Below are 18,070 nucleotides of genomic sequence, written 5' to 3'. Positions count from 1 at the left end.
GGGGCCATGACGGGATACAGCGACGAGTGTTGTCGAGATGGGGGAGCGAACGTTGGACGCCCTGGGTACGGTCGGACCTGCTGAACCTTCGGATGAAGGGGCGCAGGTGAGCGCACACCCGCAGGATGCCGCACCGTTTCCGCTCTCGTCCGCCCAGCGTGGCATGTGGTTCGCTCAGCAGGCCGCAGGAGACGTTCCCCTCAACATCGCCCAGTACGTCGAGGTCGACGGCGTCCTCGACGTGGACGTCCTCACGGAGGCCTGCCGGTTCGCAGGCATGGAGCTCGGCTCCGCATACATGCGACTGATCGCCGATGACGGTCTTCCGCAGCAGATCATCGATCGAACGATCGACGATCGCGTCGACTTCGTCGATTTCTCGGGGCACGAGGACCCGGTCGCGGCGGCGCAGGCCTGGATGCGCAACGACTACGGATCCGCGCGCGACCTGTTCGTCGAGCGCCTCAACGTGTCGACGGTTCTGAAGCTGGCCGACGATCGCAGCTACTGGTACTGCCGCTTCCACCACATCTCCATCGACGGCTTCGGTGCGATGAACACGCTCAACCGTGCCGCGGAGGTGTACACGGCGCTCGTAGAGGGCCGGGAGATCGCGCCTGGCAACGCGGCGGATCTCGTCGCGATCTACGAGGACGAGCTCGCCTACCGGAACTCCGACCGCTTCCAGCGTGACCGGGAGTACTGGATCGAGCGGGTCGCCGACCTGCCCGCGGCGCCCAGTCTCGCGGGCCGTACCGCGCCCGTCGATTCGCATGCCACCGTGGCGGGCGAGCAGGTTCCGCCGTCCACGGCCGAGCTGCTCGGCGCGACGGCGTCCACGAGCGTCGTCGGCGAGACCCCTGCCATCGTCGCCGCCTTCGCCGGCTATCTCGCCGCGATGACCGGCAATGCCGACGTGGTGCTGAGCCTGCCGGTCTCCGCACGGGCATCCGCGCTGCTGCGCCGGTCGGGTGGCATGGTGTCCAATGTCGTCCCGATCCGGCTGCGGATCGACGGTGACACCACCATCGAGGACCTGATGGGGAAGGCGAACCTCGAGCTGACCGGCGCCCTGCGGCGCCAGCGGTACCGGCACGAGGACATGCGCCGCGACGCCGGAACCGTCGACGGCCAGCGCGGTTTCTTCGGACCGTCGATCAACATCATGATGTTCCACCGCGAGATCAAGCTCGGTGATCTCACGGGTCGCCTCACGGTGCTCAGCACCGGTCCCGTGGAGGACCTCGCCGTCAACCTCTACCCGAGCGTCGCGGGCAAGAGCGTGCAGATCGACTTCGAGGGCAACCCCAACCTGTACAGCGCGTCGGATCTCGACGGCTACCACCACCGGTTCCTGAGCTATCTCGAGCGCTTCCTGTCGGCGTCGCGCGATTCCGCGGTGCGCGGCATCGACCTCCTCGAGGTGGGGGAGGCGGAGCGTCTCCGATCGCTCGGCGCGGGTGCGTCGGCCCCCTTCGAGTCGAACATCCTCGATCGCTGGGAAGAGAGCGTTCGGCGTGACGCAGGCGCGGTCGCGGTTGTCGGTTCCGGCAAGACCGTCACCAGGGGTGAACTCGACCGGCGCGCAAATCAGCTTGCGCGCGAGCTGATCGCCAGGGGCGTCCGGGCCGACGACATCGTGGCGCTGATGGTGCCGCGGTCGGTGGACTGGGTCGTCGGGATGCTGGCCGCATGGAAGGCGGGGGCCGCCTACGCCTACGTCGACCCGACGCTGCCGACCGATCGGGTGCAATCGATCCTCGAGGACTGCGCGGTGAGCTGCGTGGTCGCCACGAGCGCGTGGGAGCGGGCGGGATTCGACGGACAGGTCATCCTGCTCGACGATCCGATCTCGCAGGCCGCCGTCGCCGAACTCGACCCCACCGCTCCCGCGAACCGGTGGGCCGAGCCGCACGCGGGCGAGCGCATCGCCTACGTCATCTCGACCTCGGGTTCGACCGGCAGGCCCAAGCCGACGCTTGTCCCGATGTCCGGGTTCGCGAACAACGTGGAGTGGTACCGGGGGCACGTCGCCCTCGAACCGGGCCAGGGTGTTCTCGTCGCAGGCTCGCCGAGCTTCGACCAGACACAGAAGAATGTCTGGGTCGCGCTCTCCGAGGGCTGGTCGCTCCACCTCGCAGGCGAGCCGTTCGACCCGGTGGAAGTGCTCGACATCGTCGAGGATGGCGTCGCTCGTGCGGCGAACATGGCGCCGAGCCTGTTCAACGTTCTGCTCGATCACGACACCAGGGGCGTCCTTCCCAAGCTCGATGCCGTCTTTCTCGGTGGCGAGGCCATGCGTACGGAGCGGCTGGGGCATCTCGCCGCGGCGGGCACCCGGCTGGTCAACCATTACGGTCCCACCGAGGTGACCGACATGACGACCTTCCACGAGTTGGTCGTCGACCACGCGAGCTACCCGGACGGACGGATCCCGATCGGTGGGCCGCTCCCCAACATCGACCTGCATGTCCTCGACGAGCGCCTGCGGCCGGTCCCTGCCGGGGTGACCGGGGAGCTGTATGTCGGCGGCGCGGGTGTCGCGCGGGGGTACGGCAACCGGTTCGATCTCACCGCGTCGACCTTCGTCGCGGACCCGTTCCGCGGTGCCGGGGCGCGCATGTACCGCACCGGCGACGTGGTGTGGTGGAACTCCGATGGCGAGCTCGAGTTCCAGGGCCGCAGCGACTTCCAGGTGAAGATCCGCGGACTCCGGATCGAGCTGGGTGACATCGAGGCCGCGGTTCTCGCACACCCCGACGTGGTTGCGGCCACCGTGCTGGTCCACGAGAGCGACCTCGGGCAGCGGCTGATCGGCTACGCCGTTCCCGTCGCGGGTGCCGACCTCGACGTCGCCGCCGTCATCGGTCACGTCGGCGAGCTGGTGCCCAGCTACATGGTGCCTGCGTCGATCATCGTGCTGGATCGGCTGCCGCTGACCGCGAACGGCAAGGTGGACCGGAAGGCGTTGCCGGAACCGGATTTCCGCACCCCGGTCTCCGCGTTCGTGGCGCCTGCCACCGCGATGGAGAAGACCATCGCCGCCGTGTTCGCCGAGGTGCTCGGCCTCGACGAGGTCAGCGTGGAGGACAGCTTCTTCGCGCTGGGCGGCGACAGCATCATGTCGATCCAGCTGGTCTCTCGCGCCAAGGAGGCCGGCGCGGTCTTCACGACCCGGGATGTGTTCGATAGCAAGACCGTCGCGGGACTCGCCGAGGTCGTCACGCGCCGTCAGCTCAGCGACGACGTCCAGTTCGTGCTCGACGAGTTGCCTGGCGGTGGCGTCGGTGACCTCCCGTTGCTGCCGGTGGTCCGATGGATGGTCGATCGGGGGCGCTTCGACCGGCTGGCCCAGGCCGTCCTGTTGACGCTGCCCGACGCGGCCGACGACGGACATCTGCGCGACGCCCTGCAGTCCGTGCTCGATCACCACGATGCGCTGCGTTCGCGCCTGGCGCGACATGCTGACGGGGAGTGGAACTTCCAGGTCGGCGAGCCCGGTGCGGTGCGCGCCGATGATCTCATGCGTGCGGTCTCCCTCACGGTCGAGCCCGGTACCGATGAGTTCGAGGCGGCCGTCGACGAACTGCTCGACGCGGCCGCCGACCGCCTCGACCCCGCGGCCGGGGTGATGGTGGCCGTGGTCAGGACGACCTCACCGTCCGGCGCCGGTCGGCTGCTGATCGTGATCCACCACCTCGCCGTCGACGGTGTCTCCTGGCGGGTGCTGATCCCCGACGTCGCGTTCGCGTGGTCTAACACCGCCGCCGGACAGCCGGTGGCGCTCGAGCCGGTCGGCACCTCCATGCGCCGGTGGGCGCACAGCCTGCTCGAGGAGGCGGGCAGCGACGCCCGCGCGGCCGAGTTCGACCGCTGGCGAGAGGTTCTCGACGGCCCGGACCCCGTGCTCGGCTCGCGCGCGCTGGACACCGCGGTCGACACGGCGGAGACCGCACAGACGGTCCGGATCGACATCTCGCCCGAGGTCACCTCGGCCGTGATGACCAGCATCCCCCGCGCGTTCCACGGCGGCGTCAACGACGGACTGCTGTCGGCGCTGCTGCTCGCGGTGGCCCGCTGGCGCCGCGACCGCGGTGTCGACGAGTCCTCGGTCCTGTTGTCCCTCGAGGGTCACGGACGCGACGACGACGTCATCGCCGGGGCCGATCTCTCCCGCACCGTCGGCTGGTTCACCAGCATCTTCCCGGTTCGCCTCGACCTCGAGGGCGCGGACCTCGACGACGCGCTCGCGGCGGGTCCGTCCGCGGGAGCGGTGGTCAAGGCCGTCAAGGAGCAGCTGCTCGCGGTTCCCGACGGCGGCCTCGGCTACGGCATGCTGCGTCACCTCGGGGAGGCGACCGGTGCCCGGTTGGCCGCCATGCCCGAGCCGCAGATCATCTTCAACTACCTCGGACGCACGGCGTCGGTCGGCGAGCACCTCATCGGCGCACCGTGGACGCCGGACGATTCCGTCGGCATCGGCGGATTCATGTCGACCACCGACGGCACGACCCCGCTGTCGGCGACCGTCGAGATCAACGCGGGCATCGAGGGCGAGGGGCCGAACGCGCACCTGGCCGCCTCCTTCACGTTCGCGGGTGGGCTGCTCAGCGAGGACGAGACCCGATCGCTCGGGCACTGGTGGGCCTGCGCCCTCGAGGCCATCGCGACCTTCGCGAGCGGAAGCGACGCGGGGGGATTGACGCCGTCCGACCTGAATCTCGTCGAGCTGTCGCAGAAGCAGGTGGACCGGCTCGAGCAGCGGTACCCGAAGCTCACCGACGTGTGGCCGCTGGCGCCGTTGCAGCACGGCATGTACTTCCATTCGCTGCTGTCCTCGGACGTCGACGTCTACACCGCGCAGATCCTGCTCGAACTCGGTGGCCAGGTCGATGCCGATCGTCTCCGGACGGCAGGGCAGGCGCTGATCGATCGGCACGAGAACTTCCGGACCGCCTTCGTCCAGGAAGAGGACGGTGGCGAGGTCCTGCAGGTGCTGCTGCACGACGCGCAGTTGCCGTGGACGCAGACCGATCTGTCGTCGATGGACCCGCAGGCCGCCGCGGTCGAGGTGGAGCGGATGCTGGAGGCGGATCGGACCACCCGATTCGATCTCGGCTCGGCGCCGCTGACCCGCTTCCACCTGATCAAGACCGCGCCCGCGAAGTGGCTGCTCACGGTCACCAACCACCACATCCTGATGGACGGCTGGTCGACCCCGTTGATCATCCGTGATCTGCTGACCCTCTACGCGGCGGCCGGCTCGTCCGACGTGCTGCCGAGGGCCCGCTCGTACCGGGACTTCCTGTCGTGGCTCGCGGCCCAGGACTCCGAGGCCACCAAGGCCAGGTGGCATCGGGTGCTCGCGGGCATCGAGGAGCCGACGCTGCTCGCGGCGCGCAGTGAGTCGGCAGCGGAGGACGCGGTGCCCGAGGAGGTGTCCGCGGCGCTGTCCGCCGATCTCGACCGGCGCCTGTCCGAGCTGGGCCGGACCCTCGAGGTCACCACGAACACCCTGCTGCAGGCGGCCTGGGGTGTCGTGCTCGGCCAGCTCACCGCGCGCGACGACATCGTCTTCGGTGCTACCGTCTCGGGACGTCCGCCGGAGTTGGCCGGCGTGGAATCGATGGTCGGCCTCTTCATCAACACGGTCCCCGTCCGGATCGAGCTCGATTCCGAGGAGTCGGTCGCGGAGCTGCTCTCCCGTGTCCAGCGTGAGCAGTCCGAGACCCTCGGTCACCAGCACATGGGGCTCAGCGAGATCCTGACGGCGCAGGGCAAGGGAAACCTGTTCGACACCCTGGTGGTGCTCGAGTCCTACCCCGTCGACAGGCAGGGGCTCACCGAGCACTCCGACATCGCGGGCATGCGTCTGCTCGATGTCGGGGTCCGGGACGGCTCGCACTATCCGCTCGCGGTCGTCGGACTGCTCGGCGAGACGCTCGAGCTGAACTTCAAGTACATGCCGTCGGTGTTCGACCGCGCGTCCGTCGAGGGCTTCCTCGGCCGCCTCGTGCGGGTTCTCGAGGCGTTCGCGGCGGACCAGAATGCGCGCGTCGGCGGAATCGAGTTGCTCGGGGTCGACGAGCGAGCCCGGCTGGTGCCGGTGCGCGGCACGGATTCGGTGGCGGGATCGACTCTGCCCGAGCTGCTTTCGGCGGCCGCTGCGGCAAACCCGCAGTCGGTGGCGCTGGTCGCGGGTGACCGTGAGCTGACCTATGCGGAGCTCGACGAGCGCTCGAACAGGGTGGCTCGCGCGCTCATCGCGGCCGGTGTCGGCCCGGAGACGTTCGTGGCACTTGCGTTGCCGCGCTCGGTCGAATCCGTGCTCGGTGTGTGGTCGGTGTCCAAGGCCGGCGGCGCGTACCTGCCGATCGACCCCGGATACCCCGAGGACCGGATCGCCCACATGGTGTCCGATTCGGGCGTGCGCATCGGGCTGACCGTCGCGGCGCACCGCGCCGGGCTGCCCGAGTCGGTCACCTGGGTCGTGCTCGACGATCCTCAGTTCCTCGCGCGCTGCGAGGAACTGGCGGCGGGCGCCGTCGCCGACGCGGAACGGTCGGCGCCACTGCGGATCGAGCACAGCGCCTACATGATCTACACCTCGGGCTCCACCGGGTTGCCGAAGGGCGTCGTCGTCACCCATACCGGGCTGGCGAACTTCGCCAGCGAGCAGCGGGAGCGGTATGCGGTGTCCGCATCCTCGCGCACGCTGCACTTCTCCTCGCCGAGCTTCGACGCCTCGGTGCTCGAACTGCTGCTCGCGGTCGGCGCAGGCGCGACGATGGTGATCGCCGGACCGGAGATCTACGGAGGCGAGGAGCTGCGTGCGCTCCTCGCGACCGAGGGCGTCACCCACGCCTTCGTCACCCCAGCCGCGCTGGCGACCGTCGATCCCTCCGGACTCGACACCGTGCGCACGGTCGTCGTCGGCGGCGACGCCTGCAGCCCGGACCTGGTGGCGCGATGGTCCGTCGGCCGGGCGATGTTCAACGCATACGGCCCCTCCGAGGGCACGGTCGCGACCAACATCAGCGACCGGCTCGTCGCGGGCGAGCCCGTCACCATCGGCGGGCCGATCCGTGGCGTGTCGGCTGTGGTCCTCGACGCGCGACTGCGCCCGGTCCCGGTCGGCGTCGCGGGCGAGCTGTACGTCTCGGGGGTCGCGCTGGCCCGTGGCTATCACGGGCGGGCAGGCCTGAGCGCCGAGCGGTTCGTGGCCGACCCGTTCGGCGCCTCCGGTGGCCGGATGTACCGCACCGGCGACGTGGTGCGATGGGTCGAGGCGCCCGGCAGCGATACCGGCCTGGCCATCGAGTACGTGGGCCGCAGCGACTTCCAGGTGAAGGTGCGCGGCTTCCGCATCGAGCTCGGCGAGATCGACGCCGCGCTCGGAGCCCACGAATCGGTCGACTTCGCGGTCACCGTCGGGCGTCCCGGTCCGTCCGGCGACATCCTGCTGGCCTCGTACGTGGTCCCGGTCTCCGAAGATGCGGTCGACGCCGCGTCGTTGAAGGAGTTCCTCGGCCAGAGCCTGCCGGGGCACATGGTGCCCTCGTCGATCGTGTTGCTCGATGCGCTGCCGCTGACGGTGAACGGAAAGCTGGACCGCAAGGCGCTGCCGGATCCCGAATTCGCTTCGGCCGGAAATGACTTCGTCGAAGCCGACACTCCGATCGAGGAGACGGTGGCCGCGATCTTCGCGGAGGTGCTCGGCTTGGATCGGGTGTCGGTCGGGGATTCGTTCTTCGCGCTCGGCGGTAACTCGCTCTCCGCGACGCGCGTGGTGGCCAGGGTGAACTCGGCGCTCGGATCGGCTCTCGGCGTTCGAGACCTGTTCGAGGCCGCCACGGTCTCGGAGCTGGCGGCGCGCGCTGTCAGTGCCGAGGGGCGGGCCGCGCGACCGGCCCTTGTCGCGGCCGACCGGCCCGATCACCTGCCGCTCTCGCTGGCGCAGCAGCGGATGTGGCTGATCAACCGACTCGATCCCACCTCGCCCGCCTACAACATCGCGATCGCGGTCCGGCTGTACGGAAACCTCGACTTCGATGCGCTGGAGGCTGCCGTCTCCGACGTGCTGGCGCGGCACGAGTCGGTGCGGACCGTCTACCCCGAGGACGAGGGCATCCCGCGTCAGGTGGTGCTGCCGGTCTCGTCCGTGCCGATCGACCTGAACCCGGTCACGGTCGAGGAGGACCGACTCACCGAGGGTCTCGTCGCGTTCGCGTCGCAGGGCTTCGACGTCACCTCGGTCCCGCCGCTGCGGACCCGCCTGTTCAGTGTGGGCGAGCAGGAATTCGTGCTCGGCCTTGTGGTGCATCACATCAGCGCCGATGGCGCCTCGATGGGACCTCTGGCACGGGACGTCATGCTGGCCTATGGGCAGCGCGTGACGGGCCAGGAGCCCGGCTGGGAACCGCTCGCCGTGCAGTATGCCGACTACGCGCTGTGGCAGCGCGAGGTGCTCGGTGCGGAGGACGCCCCCGAGTCCCTCGCCTCGCGTCAGCTCGACTATTGGGAGCGCGCGCTGCGCGGCATGCCCGGGCTCATCGAGCTGCCTACGGATCGTCCCCGTCCGGCGCGACAGTCGATGCGCGGCGGCAAGGTCGACTTCGAGATCGGCGCCGACCTGACCGCGCGCCTGCACGAGCTCGCGCGCCGCAGCGATGCGACGCTGTTCATGGTCGTCCACGCTGCCCTGGCGGTCCTGCTGGCCCGCCTGACCGGTGGCGAGGACATTGCGGTCGCCACCCCGGTGGCCGGACGTGGTGAGGCCGCGCTCGACGACCTGGTCGGCATGTTCGTCAATACCCTGGTGCTGCGGACCTCGGTGGATCCCGGTGCCCGGTTCGCGGAGGTCGTGCAGCAGGCGAAGCGAGTGGACCTCGAGGCCTACGCGCATTCAGACGTGCCGTTCGACAGCGTTGTGGAACGTCTCAACCCGGAGCGCTCGCCCGCGTACTCGCCGCTCGCGCAGGTGATGCTCTCGTTCGAGAACCTCGGCCGCCCCACCCTGGAGTTGCCGGATCTCACCGCATCGGAGTTCGACAGCGGCCTGGTGCCCGCCAAGCTGGACCTGCAGCTCACGGTTCTCGAGAACCGTGACGCCGAGGGCACGGTGTCCACGCTGTCTGCCGCGTTCCTCTATGCGACAGATCTGTTCGACGAGCACACGGTGGCACGCTTCCCGGATCGGCTTCTCCGGATCCTCGAGGACGTCACCGAGGACTCGGACGCCATCGTGGGTGACATCGACATCTGGAGCGAACCCGCAGACACGGCGACCGAAGCCGAGGGCGGCGAACCCGGTGTCGACGACCTGCCGGCGTTGGTCGCGCAGGTGGCAGAGTTCGCCGCGGGCGATGTCGCTCTGAACCATGACGGTATCGCCGTCACCTATGGGCAGTTGGACGAGCGGCTCAAGCTGCTCACCGCATCCCTGGCGGATCGTGGCATGGCGGTCGAGGCGATCGTGACCACCGCGTTGACGAGCCTGGTGCCGACCATCCTGCTCGCGGCGGGCGGCAGCGGCGCGGGAGACGGGTTCGCGGACGTGCTCGCCCGACTGGTCGAGGATGCGGCGACCCGGGTGGCCGGCTACACCGACGATCCGCTGGTGCGGGCGGTGACCGGAGGATGAGCAACTGTGCCCGGCCATAGGTCGGCCTAGCGTATCTTCTCAGGGCGGCGTGCCGCTGCCGCGGCGTTCGCGCTGCGGGCGGCCCGCCGCCATTTTTTGTGATCAGCGTTACTGCTTTCGGAGGGCCTGTTGTCTGCTGCGGATCTGACTCGATCGATCGCCGCTCTCGCGTCGGACCGACCGGACACGGTCGTCGTGTCCGTGGACGGTATGTCGGCGACCTATCGGGAGCTCGACGAGCGGATGCAGCTGCTGGCGGGTCCGCTGGCAGACCGGGGAATGGACGCCGACGGAATCGTGTCGGTGGTGCTCACCGGCCTCGTGCCGACGATCGTGGCCGCCGAGGGCGGGATCGGTGCGGTGCTCGACCGGATTCGCAGTGACGCGGCCGAGTTGTCGCCGGGCGGGCCGGATGCGAGCGCGCCGACGCTGGTCTCGCTCTTCGACGAGCAGGTGTCCCGCACGCCCGACTCGGTCGCGATGACGTTCGACGGCGCGTCGCTGACGTACGCGGAGTTCGATGCGCGGGCGAACCGGCTCGCACGTCGCCTCATCGCCGAGGGCGTCGGAGCCGAATCTCTCGTCGCGCTCGCCATGCGCCGGTCCTTCGACCTGCTCATCGGCATGTACGCGGTCATCAAGGCGGGTGGCGGATACGTGCCCGTCGATCCGGACCAGCCCGCCGACCGGATCAACCACATCCTCGACGTCGCCGCCCCGGTCTGCGTCCTCACCACGTCACGCGACGGGTTCACGGCGGAGGGTCTCGTTCTCGACATTGACACCCTCGACCTCTCGGGTCTCCCGGGGACCCCCGTCACCGACGAGGACCGTGGCCGGCGGATCGACCCCTCGGGCATCGCGTACGTGATCTTCACGTCGGGGTCCACCGGGAAGCCCAAGGGCGTCGGGATCGCCCATTCCGCGATCGTGAATCGACTGCTGTGGATGCAGGCCGAGTACCGGCTCGGTCAGGACGACGTGGTGCTGCAGAAGACGCCCGCCACGTTCGATGTGTCGGTGTGGGAGTTGTTCTGGCCGTTGCAGACCGGTGCGCGCATGGTGATCGCGATGCCCGACGGCCACCGAGACCCCCTCTACCTGTCGCGGGTCATCCTCGCCGAGTCCGTCACGACCGCGCACTTCGTGCCGTCGATGTTGGCGGTGTTCGCCGCCGAGCCCACGGTGCACACGTGTGTGTCGCTGCGCCAGATCTTCGCCTCAGGGGAGGCGCTCCCTCCCCAGACCGCCGAGGCGCTGAGGGAGGTTCTGCCGCTGGTGCGGCTGCACAACCTCTACGGCCCAACCGAGGCCGCCGTGGATGTGACCTATCACGAGGTGACGGAGGCCGACACCGTCACGGTTCCCATCGGTGCCGCGGTGTGGAACACCGGGCTCCATGTCCTCGATCAACGCCTGCACCAGGTCCCGAACGGGGTGGCGGGAGAGCTGTATCTCGCGGGCGTTCAGCTCGCGCGCGGGTACGTCGGACGGGCGGAACTGACCGCCGAGCGGTTCGTCGCGAACCCGTTCGAGCCGTCCGGCGAACGGATGTATCGCACCGGTGACCTGGTGCGCCGGGCCAACAATGGCGAGCTGGAGTACATCGGCCGCAACGACTTCCAGGTCAAACTCCGCGGTCTGAGGATCGAGCTCGGCGAGATCGAGACCGCGCTGCTGGCGCATTCCGCGGTGTCCCAGGCGGTGGCGCTCGTCTGGGACGGCGCAGACGCCGAGCAACACCTCATCGCGTACCTGGTGGGGACCGCCGGTGTCGCACCCGATGTCGAGGAGGTCCGCGAGTCGCTTCGACTGTCGTTGCCGGAATACATGATTCCGGAAGCGATGGTGGTTCTCGACGAGCTGCCGGTCACCGCGCACGGCAAGCTCGATCGACGGGCACTGCCGGATCCGTCGCTGGACACCCATCGCGCCGAGTACCGGGAGCCGTCCACCCCGGCGGAGGTCGCGGTCGCGGCGGTGTTCGCGGAGATTCTCGGGGCCGAGCGGGTTGGCGCCGACGACTCGTTCTTCGACCTCGGTGGCAACTCCCTGTCCGCCGCGCGGGTGGTCGCGCGGGTGAACGCGGCGCTCGGCTCGGACGTGAGCCTGCGCGAGGTGTTCGACGCGCCGAGCGTGGCCGGCCTCGCCGAGCTGGCGGCCGGGAGTGCAGGCACCGGGCGGGCCCGACCCGAGCTGGTCGCTGCCGTGCGACCGGAGCGGCTCCCGCTGTCGCTGGCCCAGTCTCGGATGTGGTTCATCAACCAGTTCGACACCGCCTCGCCCGCATACAACCTGCCGCTCGGTATCCGGTTGACCGGTGCGCTGGACGCCCAGGCCCTTGCGGCGGCGGTGACGAGTGTGCTCGAGCGGCACGAGTCGCTTCGCACGGTGTTCCCGGACGACGGGCACGGCCCGCGCCAGGTGGTGCTGCCTGCGGACGGCCTCGACCTCGACCTGGTGCCCATCTCGGTACGGGACGAGGCCGAGCTCGTGTCCCGCCTCGGTGGACTCGCGTCGCAGGGCTTCGACGTCACCGTCGAGATCCCGGTTCGTCCCACGCTTTTCGAGATCAGCGCGACCGAGCACGTGCTGCTGTTCCTGGTTCACCACATCGCGGCGGATGGCGCGTCGATGGCGCCACTGGCGCGCGATGTCGTGGCCGCCTACGCCGCCTTCGCTCAGGGTGTCGGTCCCGATCGTGCGCCGCTCGAGGTGCAGTACGCGGACTTCGCGATCTGGCAGCGCGAGCTGCTCGGCGAGGAGGACGATCCCGACTCGCTGCTGGCCCGTCAGGTCGGCTACTGGGTGAACGAGCTCGACGGCATCCCGGACCTGCTGACCCTGCCGACGGATCGGCCGCGGCCGGCGGTGCAGTCGATGCGCGGCGACCGGTTCGGGTTCGAGATCGACGCCGACCTGCACGAGCGGTTGCGCGCGCTGGCGCAGCAGCACGAGGCCACCCTGTTCACCGCGACGCATGTGGCATTCGCCGTCCTGCTGTCCAAGCTGTCCGGCACCGACGACATCGTGGTCGGCACGCCGGTGGCCGGTCGCGGTGAGGCCGCGCTCGACGACCTGGTCGGCATGTTCGTCAACACACTCGCGCTGCGGACCGTCGTGAACCCGGCAGGATCGTTCGCCGAGTTGCTCACCGCCACACGAGAATCGGACCTCGGTGCCCTCGTGCACGCGGACGTGCCGTTCGAGCGACTGGTGGAGATCCTGGCGCCGGAGCGCTCGACCGCGCATTCGCCGATCTTCCAGGTCGTGATGTCGCTCGAGAACAACGAGCCCGCGGTGGTGGAGCTGCCCGGATTGACGGTGAGCCCGGTCGACAGCGGCGTCGCGTTCGCCAAGTTCGATCTCCAGCTCGTGCTCGGAGAGAAGCCAGACGGCCCGGGGATGACCGGCGAGTTCGTCTTCGCCACCGACCTGTTCGACGCCGAGACCGTCCGGACCATGTCCGAGCGCTTCGTCCGGCTGCTGGGTGCGCTCACCGCGGACCCGACCGCGCCGGTCGGCGACATGGAGATCGTCGGCGCCACGGAGCGGGCCGCGCTCGCCCCGGTCGCAGGCCCGACTGGCGAGGAGCCGGTCGCGCTGCCGGACCTGCTGGCCGCTGCGGCCGCCGACCGCGACGCGATCGCCCTGATGTTCGGCGACGTCGCGCTGACCTACGGCGAACTCGACGATCGCTCCAACGCATTGGCCCGAGTGCTGATCGGTCGAGGTGTGGGGCCGGAGTCGTTTGTCGCGCTAGCTCTCTCGCGATCGATCGAGTCCCAGGTCGCGTTGTGGGCGGTGGCCAAGTCCGGTGCCGCCTTCGTGCCGATGGATCCCGCGTACCCGATCGACCGGCTCGAACACATGGTGAAGGACTCGGGCGCGGTCCTGGGTCTGACCGTCGCCGACAACGTGGCCGGGCTGCCTGCCACCACCTGGCTGGTCCTCGACGACCCGGGCTTCGCCGCAGAGTGGGAGCGGCAGTCCACCGTGGCGGTCACCGACGCGGACCGCGTCGCCCCGGCAGGCGTGGACCAGGCCGCGTACGTCATCTACACCTCGGGCTCGACCGGGCTTCCCAAGGGCGTCGTGGTGCCGCACGCCGGCCTGGCGAGCTTCGCCGCCGAACAGCGGCGACGCTACCGCGTCACCTCGGCGGCCCGGGTACTGCACTCGTCGTCGCCCAGCTTCGACGCCTCGATCCTCGAACTGCTGATGGCGGTCGGCGCGGGCGCCACGCTGGTGATCGTTCCGCCCACCGTGTACGGCGGCAGCGAGCTCGCCGAGATCATCGCCGCCGCGCGGGTCAGCCACGCGTTCATCACGCCGTCAGCGGCCGCGGCGTTGCCGGCCGACGGTCTCGACTCCCTGCGGGTGCTGGTGATGGGCGGCGAGGCGCTGACGGCGGACCTGGTGGATCGCTGGGCGCCGAAGGTCGCCCTGCACAACGCGTACGGACCCACCGAGGCCACCGTCATGGTCGCCTCGGGCGATGCGATCGCGGCAGGCGAGGCGATCACCATCGGCGGCCCGACGCGCGGGGTGTCCGCGATGGTGCTCGATGCGCGGCTGCGCCCCGTGCCGGTCGGCGTGGCGGGCGAGCTGTACGTCGCGGGTCCGCTGGCCCGCGGCTACCACGATCGTGCGGGTCTGACCGCGGACCGGTTCGTGGCGGGCGTGCACGGCGAGCCGGGCGCCCGGATGTACCGCACCGGCGACGTGGTTCGGTGGGTGGACCGCTCCGCAGACGGTGACCTCTCGCACCTGGTGATCGAGTACGTGGGCCGCAGTGACTTCCAGGTGAAGGTGCGCGGGTTCCGGATCGAGCTCGGCGAGATCGATGCGGCGCTCGCACGCCACGAGTCGGTGGATTTCGCGATGACCATGGGGCGCACCGGGCCGTCAGGGGCGACGGTTCTGGTGGCCTATGTGGTGCCCGCCGCCGGCACGACGGTCGACGTCGCCGCCCTGACCCGATTCGTCGGCGAGTCGCTGCCCGCACACATGGTGCCGTCCGCGATCGTCGTGCTCGATGCGGTGCCGCTCACGGTGAACGGCAAGCTCGACCGCAAGGCGCTGCCGGAACCTGACTTCGGTTCGTCGGCGGAATCGTATGTGGCGCCGGCGAACCCGATGGAGGAGCTGCTCGCCGGCCTGTTCGCCGAGGTGCTCGGCGTTGCCAGGGTGTCCGTGGTCGACTCGTTCTTCGCGCTGGGCGGCGACAGCATCGTCTCGATCCAGCTGGTGGCACGCGCGAAGGCCGCTGGCGTCGTGATCAAGGCACGGGACGTGTTCGAGCGCAAGACCGTCGCCGGCCTCGCCGAGGTGGCCGCGATGGCCGCCGACGGCGCCGGACCTGTGGTGCTCGAGGAGCTGCCGGGCGGTGGCGTCGGCGAGATGCCGCTGCTGCCGGTGGCCCGATGGGCGCACGAGCGCGGCGCGGCCGCCCGGTTCTCGCAGGCCGTGCTGCTCACGGCGCCCAAGGGGATCGATCACGCCACCCTCGCGGGCACGTTCCAGGCGGTTCTCGACCAGCACGACATGCTGCGCGCCGAGCTGGTGCCGGGCGCCGACCTGCTGCGCACCGGCGCGGCAGGCACCGTGGTGGCCGATCCGCTGATCACCCGGGTCGAGTTCGACGGCGAGAGCCTTCCCGGCACAGTCGGATTCGAGCGGCTTGCGGCGGCGTCCCTCGACGCGGCAGCGGACCGTCTCGATCCCGTCGCCGGGGTGATGGTCCAGGTCGTCTGGTTCGACCCGGCGCCAGGAGCCGGGGAGGTCAACGGGCGCATCCTCGTGGTGCTGCATCACCTCGTGGTGGACGGTGTGTCCTGGCGCCTGCTGGTGCCCGCGCTCGCCGCCGCCTGGGGACAGCTGGGGGCGGGTCTCGAACCGACGGCGGAGCCGGCCGCGACCTCGGCCCGCCGCTGGGCCCACGCGCTGGCCGAGGAGGCGCTGACCGACCGGCGGATGGCCGAGCTCGGGCACTGGCGCGCGGTGACCGCGGAATCCGAGGCGCCGCTGGGTTCCCGGCCGCTGGATCCGGCCGTGGACACCATGGACACGGTCGAGTCGATCACGGCGGAATTGCCCGCCGACACCACCGAGGCGCTGCTGACCGCCGTGCCCGCCAAGTTCCGTGGCGGCGCACAGGACGGGCTGCTGGCCGCGCTCGCGCTCGCCGTTGCGCGGTGGCGCCGCGCTCGCGGCCAGGAGGGCACCAGCGCTGGGATCACCCTCGAGGGCCACGGGCGTGAGGAGCAGGTGATCCCGGGCGCGGACCTCTCGCGCACGGTCGGCTGGTTCACCAGCGTGTACCCGGTACGTCTCGACCTGGCCGGAATCGACCTCGACGATGCCTTCGCGGCCGGACCGGGCGCAGGCGCCGCGGTCAAGGCCGTCAAGGAGCAGCTGCTCTCGGTGCCGGACAACGGCATCGGCTACGGCCTGCTGCGGTACCTCAACCCGACGACCGCCGCGGAGCTGGGTTCCGCCGCCGAGCCGCAGATCACCTTCAACTACCTCGGCCGATTCGGAACCGACGAGATGTCGGACGAGATCCGTTCGCTCGGCTGGATTCCCGTCACCGACGGCGGATCCCTCGGCGGTGCAACCGATCCCGCGATGGCGGCCGCGTCCGCGCTCGATGTCAACGCATCGGTGCTCGCCGGCGGCGGGCTGTCGATGACGCTGAGCTATCCGCGAGGCGTGCTGACCAGGGGAGAGGTCTCGGAACTGGCGGAACTGTGGCGGGAGGCGCTGACCGCGATCGCGCGGCACGCCCGCTCCGAGGAATCGGGCGGGCTCACCCCGTCCGACGTCCCGCTGGTCGAGCTCACCCAGGCCCAGATCGACGGGTTCGAGCGGCGCTACCCGGGCCTCGAGGACATCTGGTCGTTGTCCCCGCTCCAGCACGGGCTGCTCTTCCACGCGTTGCTCGCCGAGGGCGTGCCCGGCGTCTTGGACGTCTACACCGCGCAGTTCTCGCTGAACTTCGCCGGGACCTTCGACGCGGATCGGCTCGGCCGGGCGGCGGATCGGCTGCTGGTCCGGTACCCGAACCTGCGGGCCGGCTTCGTCGTCGACGAGGCGTCGGGCTCGCTGCAGGTGGTGACCGCGCCGAGCCGCGTCCCCGTGACGGTGCACGAGGTGGGTGCGCTGGACGAGTCCGCCCGAGACGCCGAACGGCGCCGCATCCTCGGCGCGGATCAGGCCGCGGGCTTCGACATGGCGGCGCCGCCGCTGCTGCGCCTGACCGTGCTGCGGGCAGGTGACGAGAGCTGGCAGCTGCTGGTGACCAACCACCACGTGATCCTCGACGGCTGGTCGACGCCGCTGGTGATCCGCGAGCTGCTCACCCTGTACGCCCTCGGTGGCGACGACGCCGTGTTGCCGCGGCCGCGGTCCTACCGCGATTACCTCGACTGGCTGTCCCGGCAGGACCGGGATGAGTCGTTGCGGATCTGGGGCGAGGCACTGGCCGGTATCGACGGGCCCACCCTGCTGGCCCCCGAGGTGGCGGGGGCCGCACACGCCGCCGCGCCCGGCAAGATCGAGCTCGCCCTCTCCGCCGAGCAGACCGCGCGGGCGCAGGCGCTCGCCGGCGAGCTGGGCGTCACGCTCAACACCCTCGTGCAGAGTGCCTGGGCCCTCGTGCTGGGAATGCTCAGCGGCCGCGGCACTGTCGTGTTCGGCGCCACCGTCTCCGGCCGACCGGCCGCGCTGGCCGGGGTCGAGGAGATGGCCGGTCTGTTCATCAACACCATCCCGGTGGCGGTGCGGCTCGACCCGGCCGAGAGCGTGCGCGGGCTGCTCACCCGCGTGCAGGCCGAGCAGGCGGACCTGCTCGACCACCACTACATGGGGCTCACCGACATCCACAAGGTGGCCGGTGATGCGGCGCAGTTCGACACCGCGGTGATCTTCGAGTCCTACCCGCTCGACACCTCCGGGGTCGGCGGCGACATCGACATCGCCGGGTCGCGGCTGCTGGGCGTTGACTCCACCGCCGCCAGCCATTTCCCGCTCTCGGTGATCGCGGCAACCAGTGCGGACCGCCTGCACGTCGCGGTCGAGTTCCAGCACGAGGCCTTCGACGAGGCAACGGCGACAGCACACCTGAACCGCCTGCTGGATCTGCTCGACCGAATGGTGACGGCACCCGATGCCGCACTTGCGCAGGTGCCGCTGGTCTCGGAGGCGGAGCGGGCGCTGCTCGACTCGTACAACCGCACCGAACTCACCCGCACCTCCGAGACGTTGCTCGAGCGCATCGACGCGCGCGTCGCGCAGGATCCGGGCGCCCCGGCGGTGGTCGAGGCGGGCGTGACGGTCAACCGCGGTGAACTGGATCGGCGCGCGAACCTGCTTGCGCACGAGTTGATCGCGCTCGGCGTCGGGATCGACGACGTGGTGGCACTG

Annotated in this window: 2 protein-coding genes; both read left to right on the top strand. The window is 70.3% G+C overall.

Annotated features, from left to right (window positions below; all coding sequences use genetic code 11):
• Window positions 1-106 precede the first annotated feature (106 nt).
• Entirely contained in the window at window positions 107-9,643 is a 9,537-nt protein-coding gene (locus BR31_RS0123240; protein ID WP_197023695.1) for a non-ribosomal peptide synthetase, read from the top strand.
• Window positions 9,644-9,772: 129 nt separating this feature from the next.
• Window positions 9,773-18,070 (top strand): non-ribosomal peptide synthetase (locus BR31_RS29825; protein WP_156042590.1); only part of this gene is annotated, 8,298 nt, incomplete at its 3' end.

Origin of the sequence: Rhodococcus sp. UNC363MFTsu5.1 (genome assembly GCF_000686785.1) — a bacterium.
Taxonomy (GTDB): domain Bacteria; phylum Actinomycetota; class Actinomycetes; order Mycobacteriales; family Mycobacteriaceae; genus Rhodococcus_G; species Rhodococcus_G maanshanensis.
The sequence above is the reverse complement of the archived record's forward strand: the minus strand, read 5'-3'. Positions and strand labels throughout refer to the sequence as shown.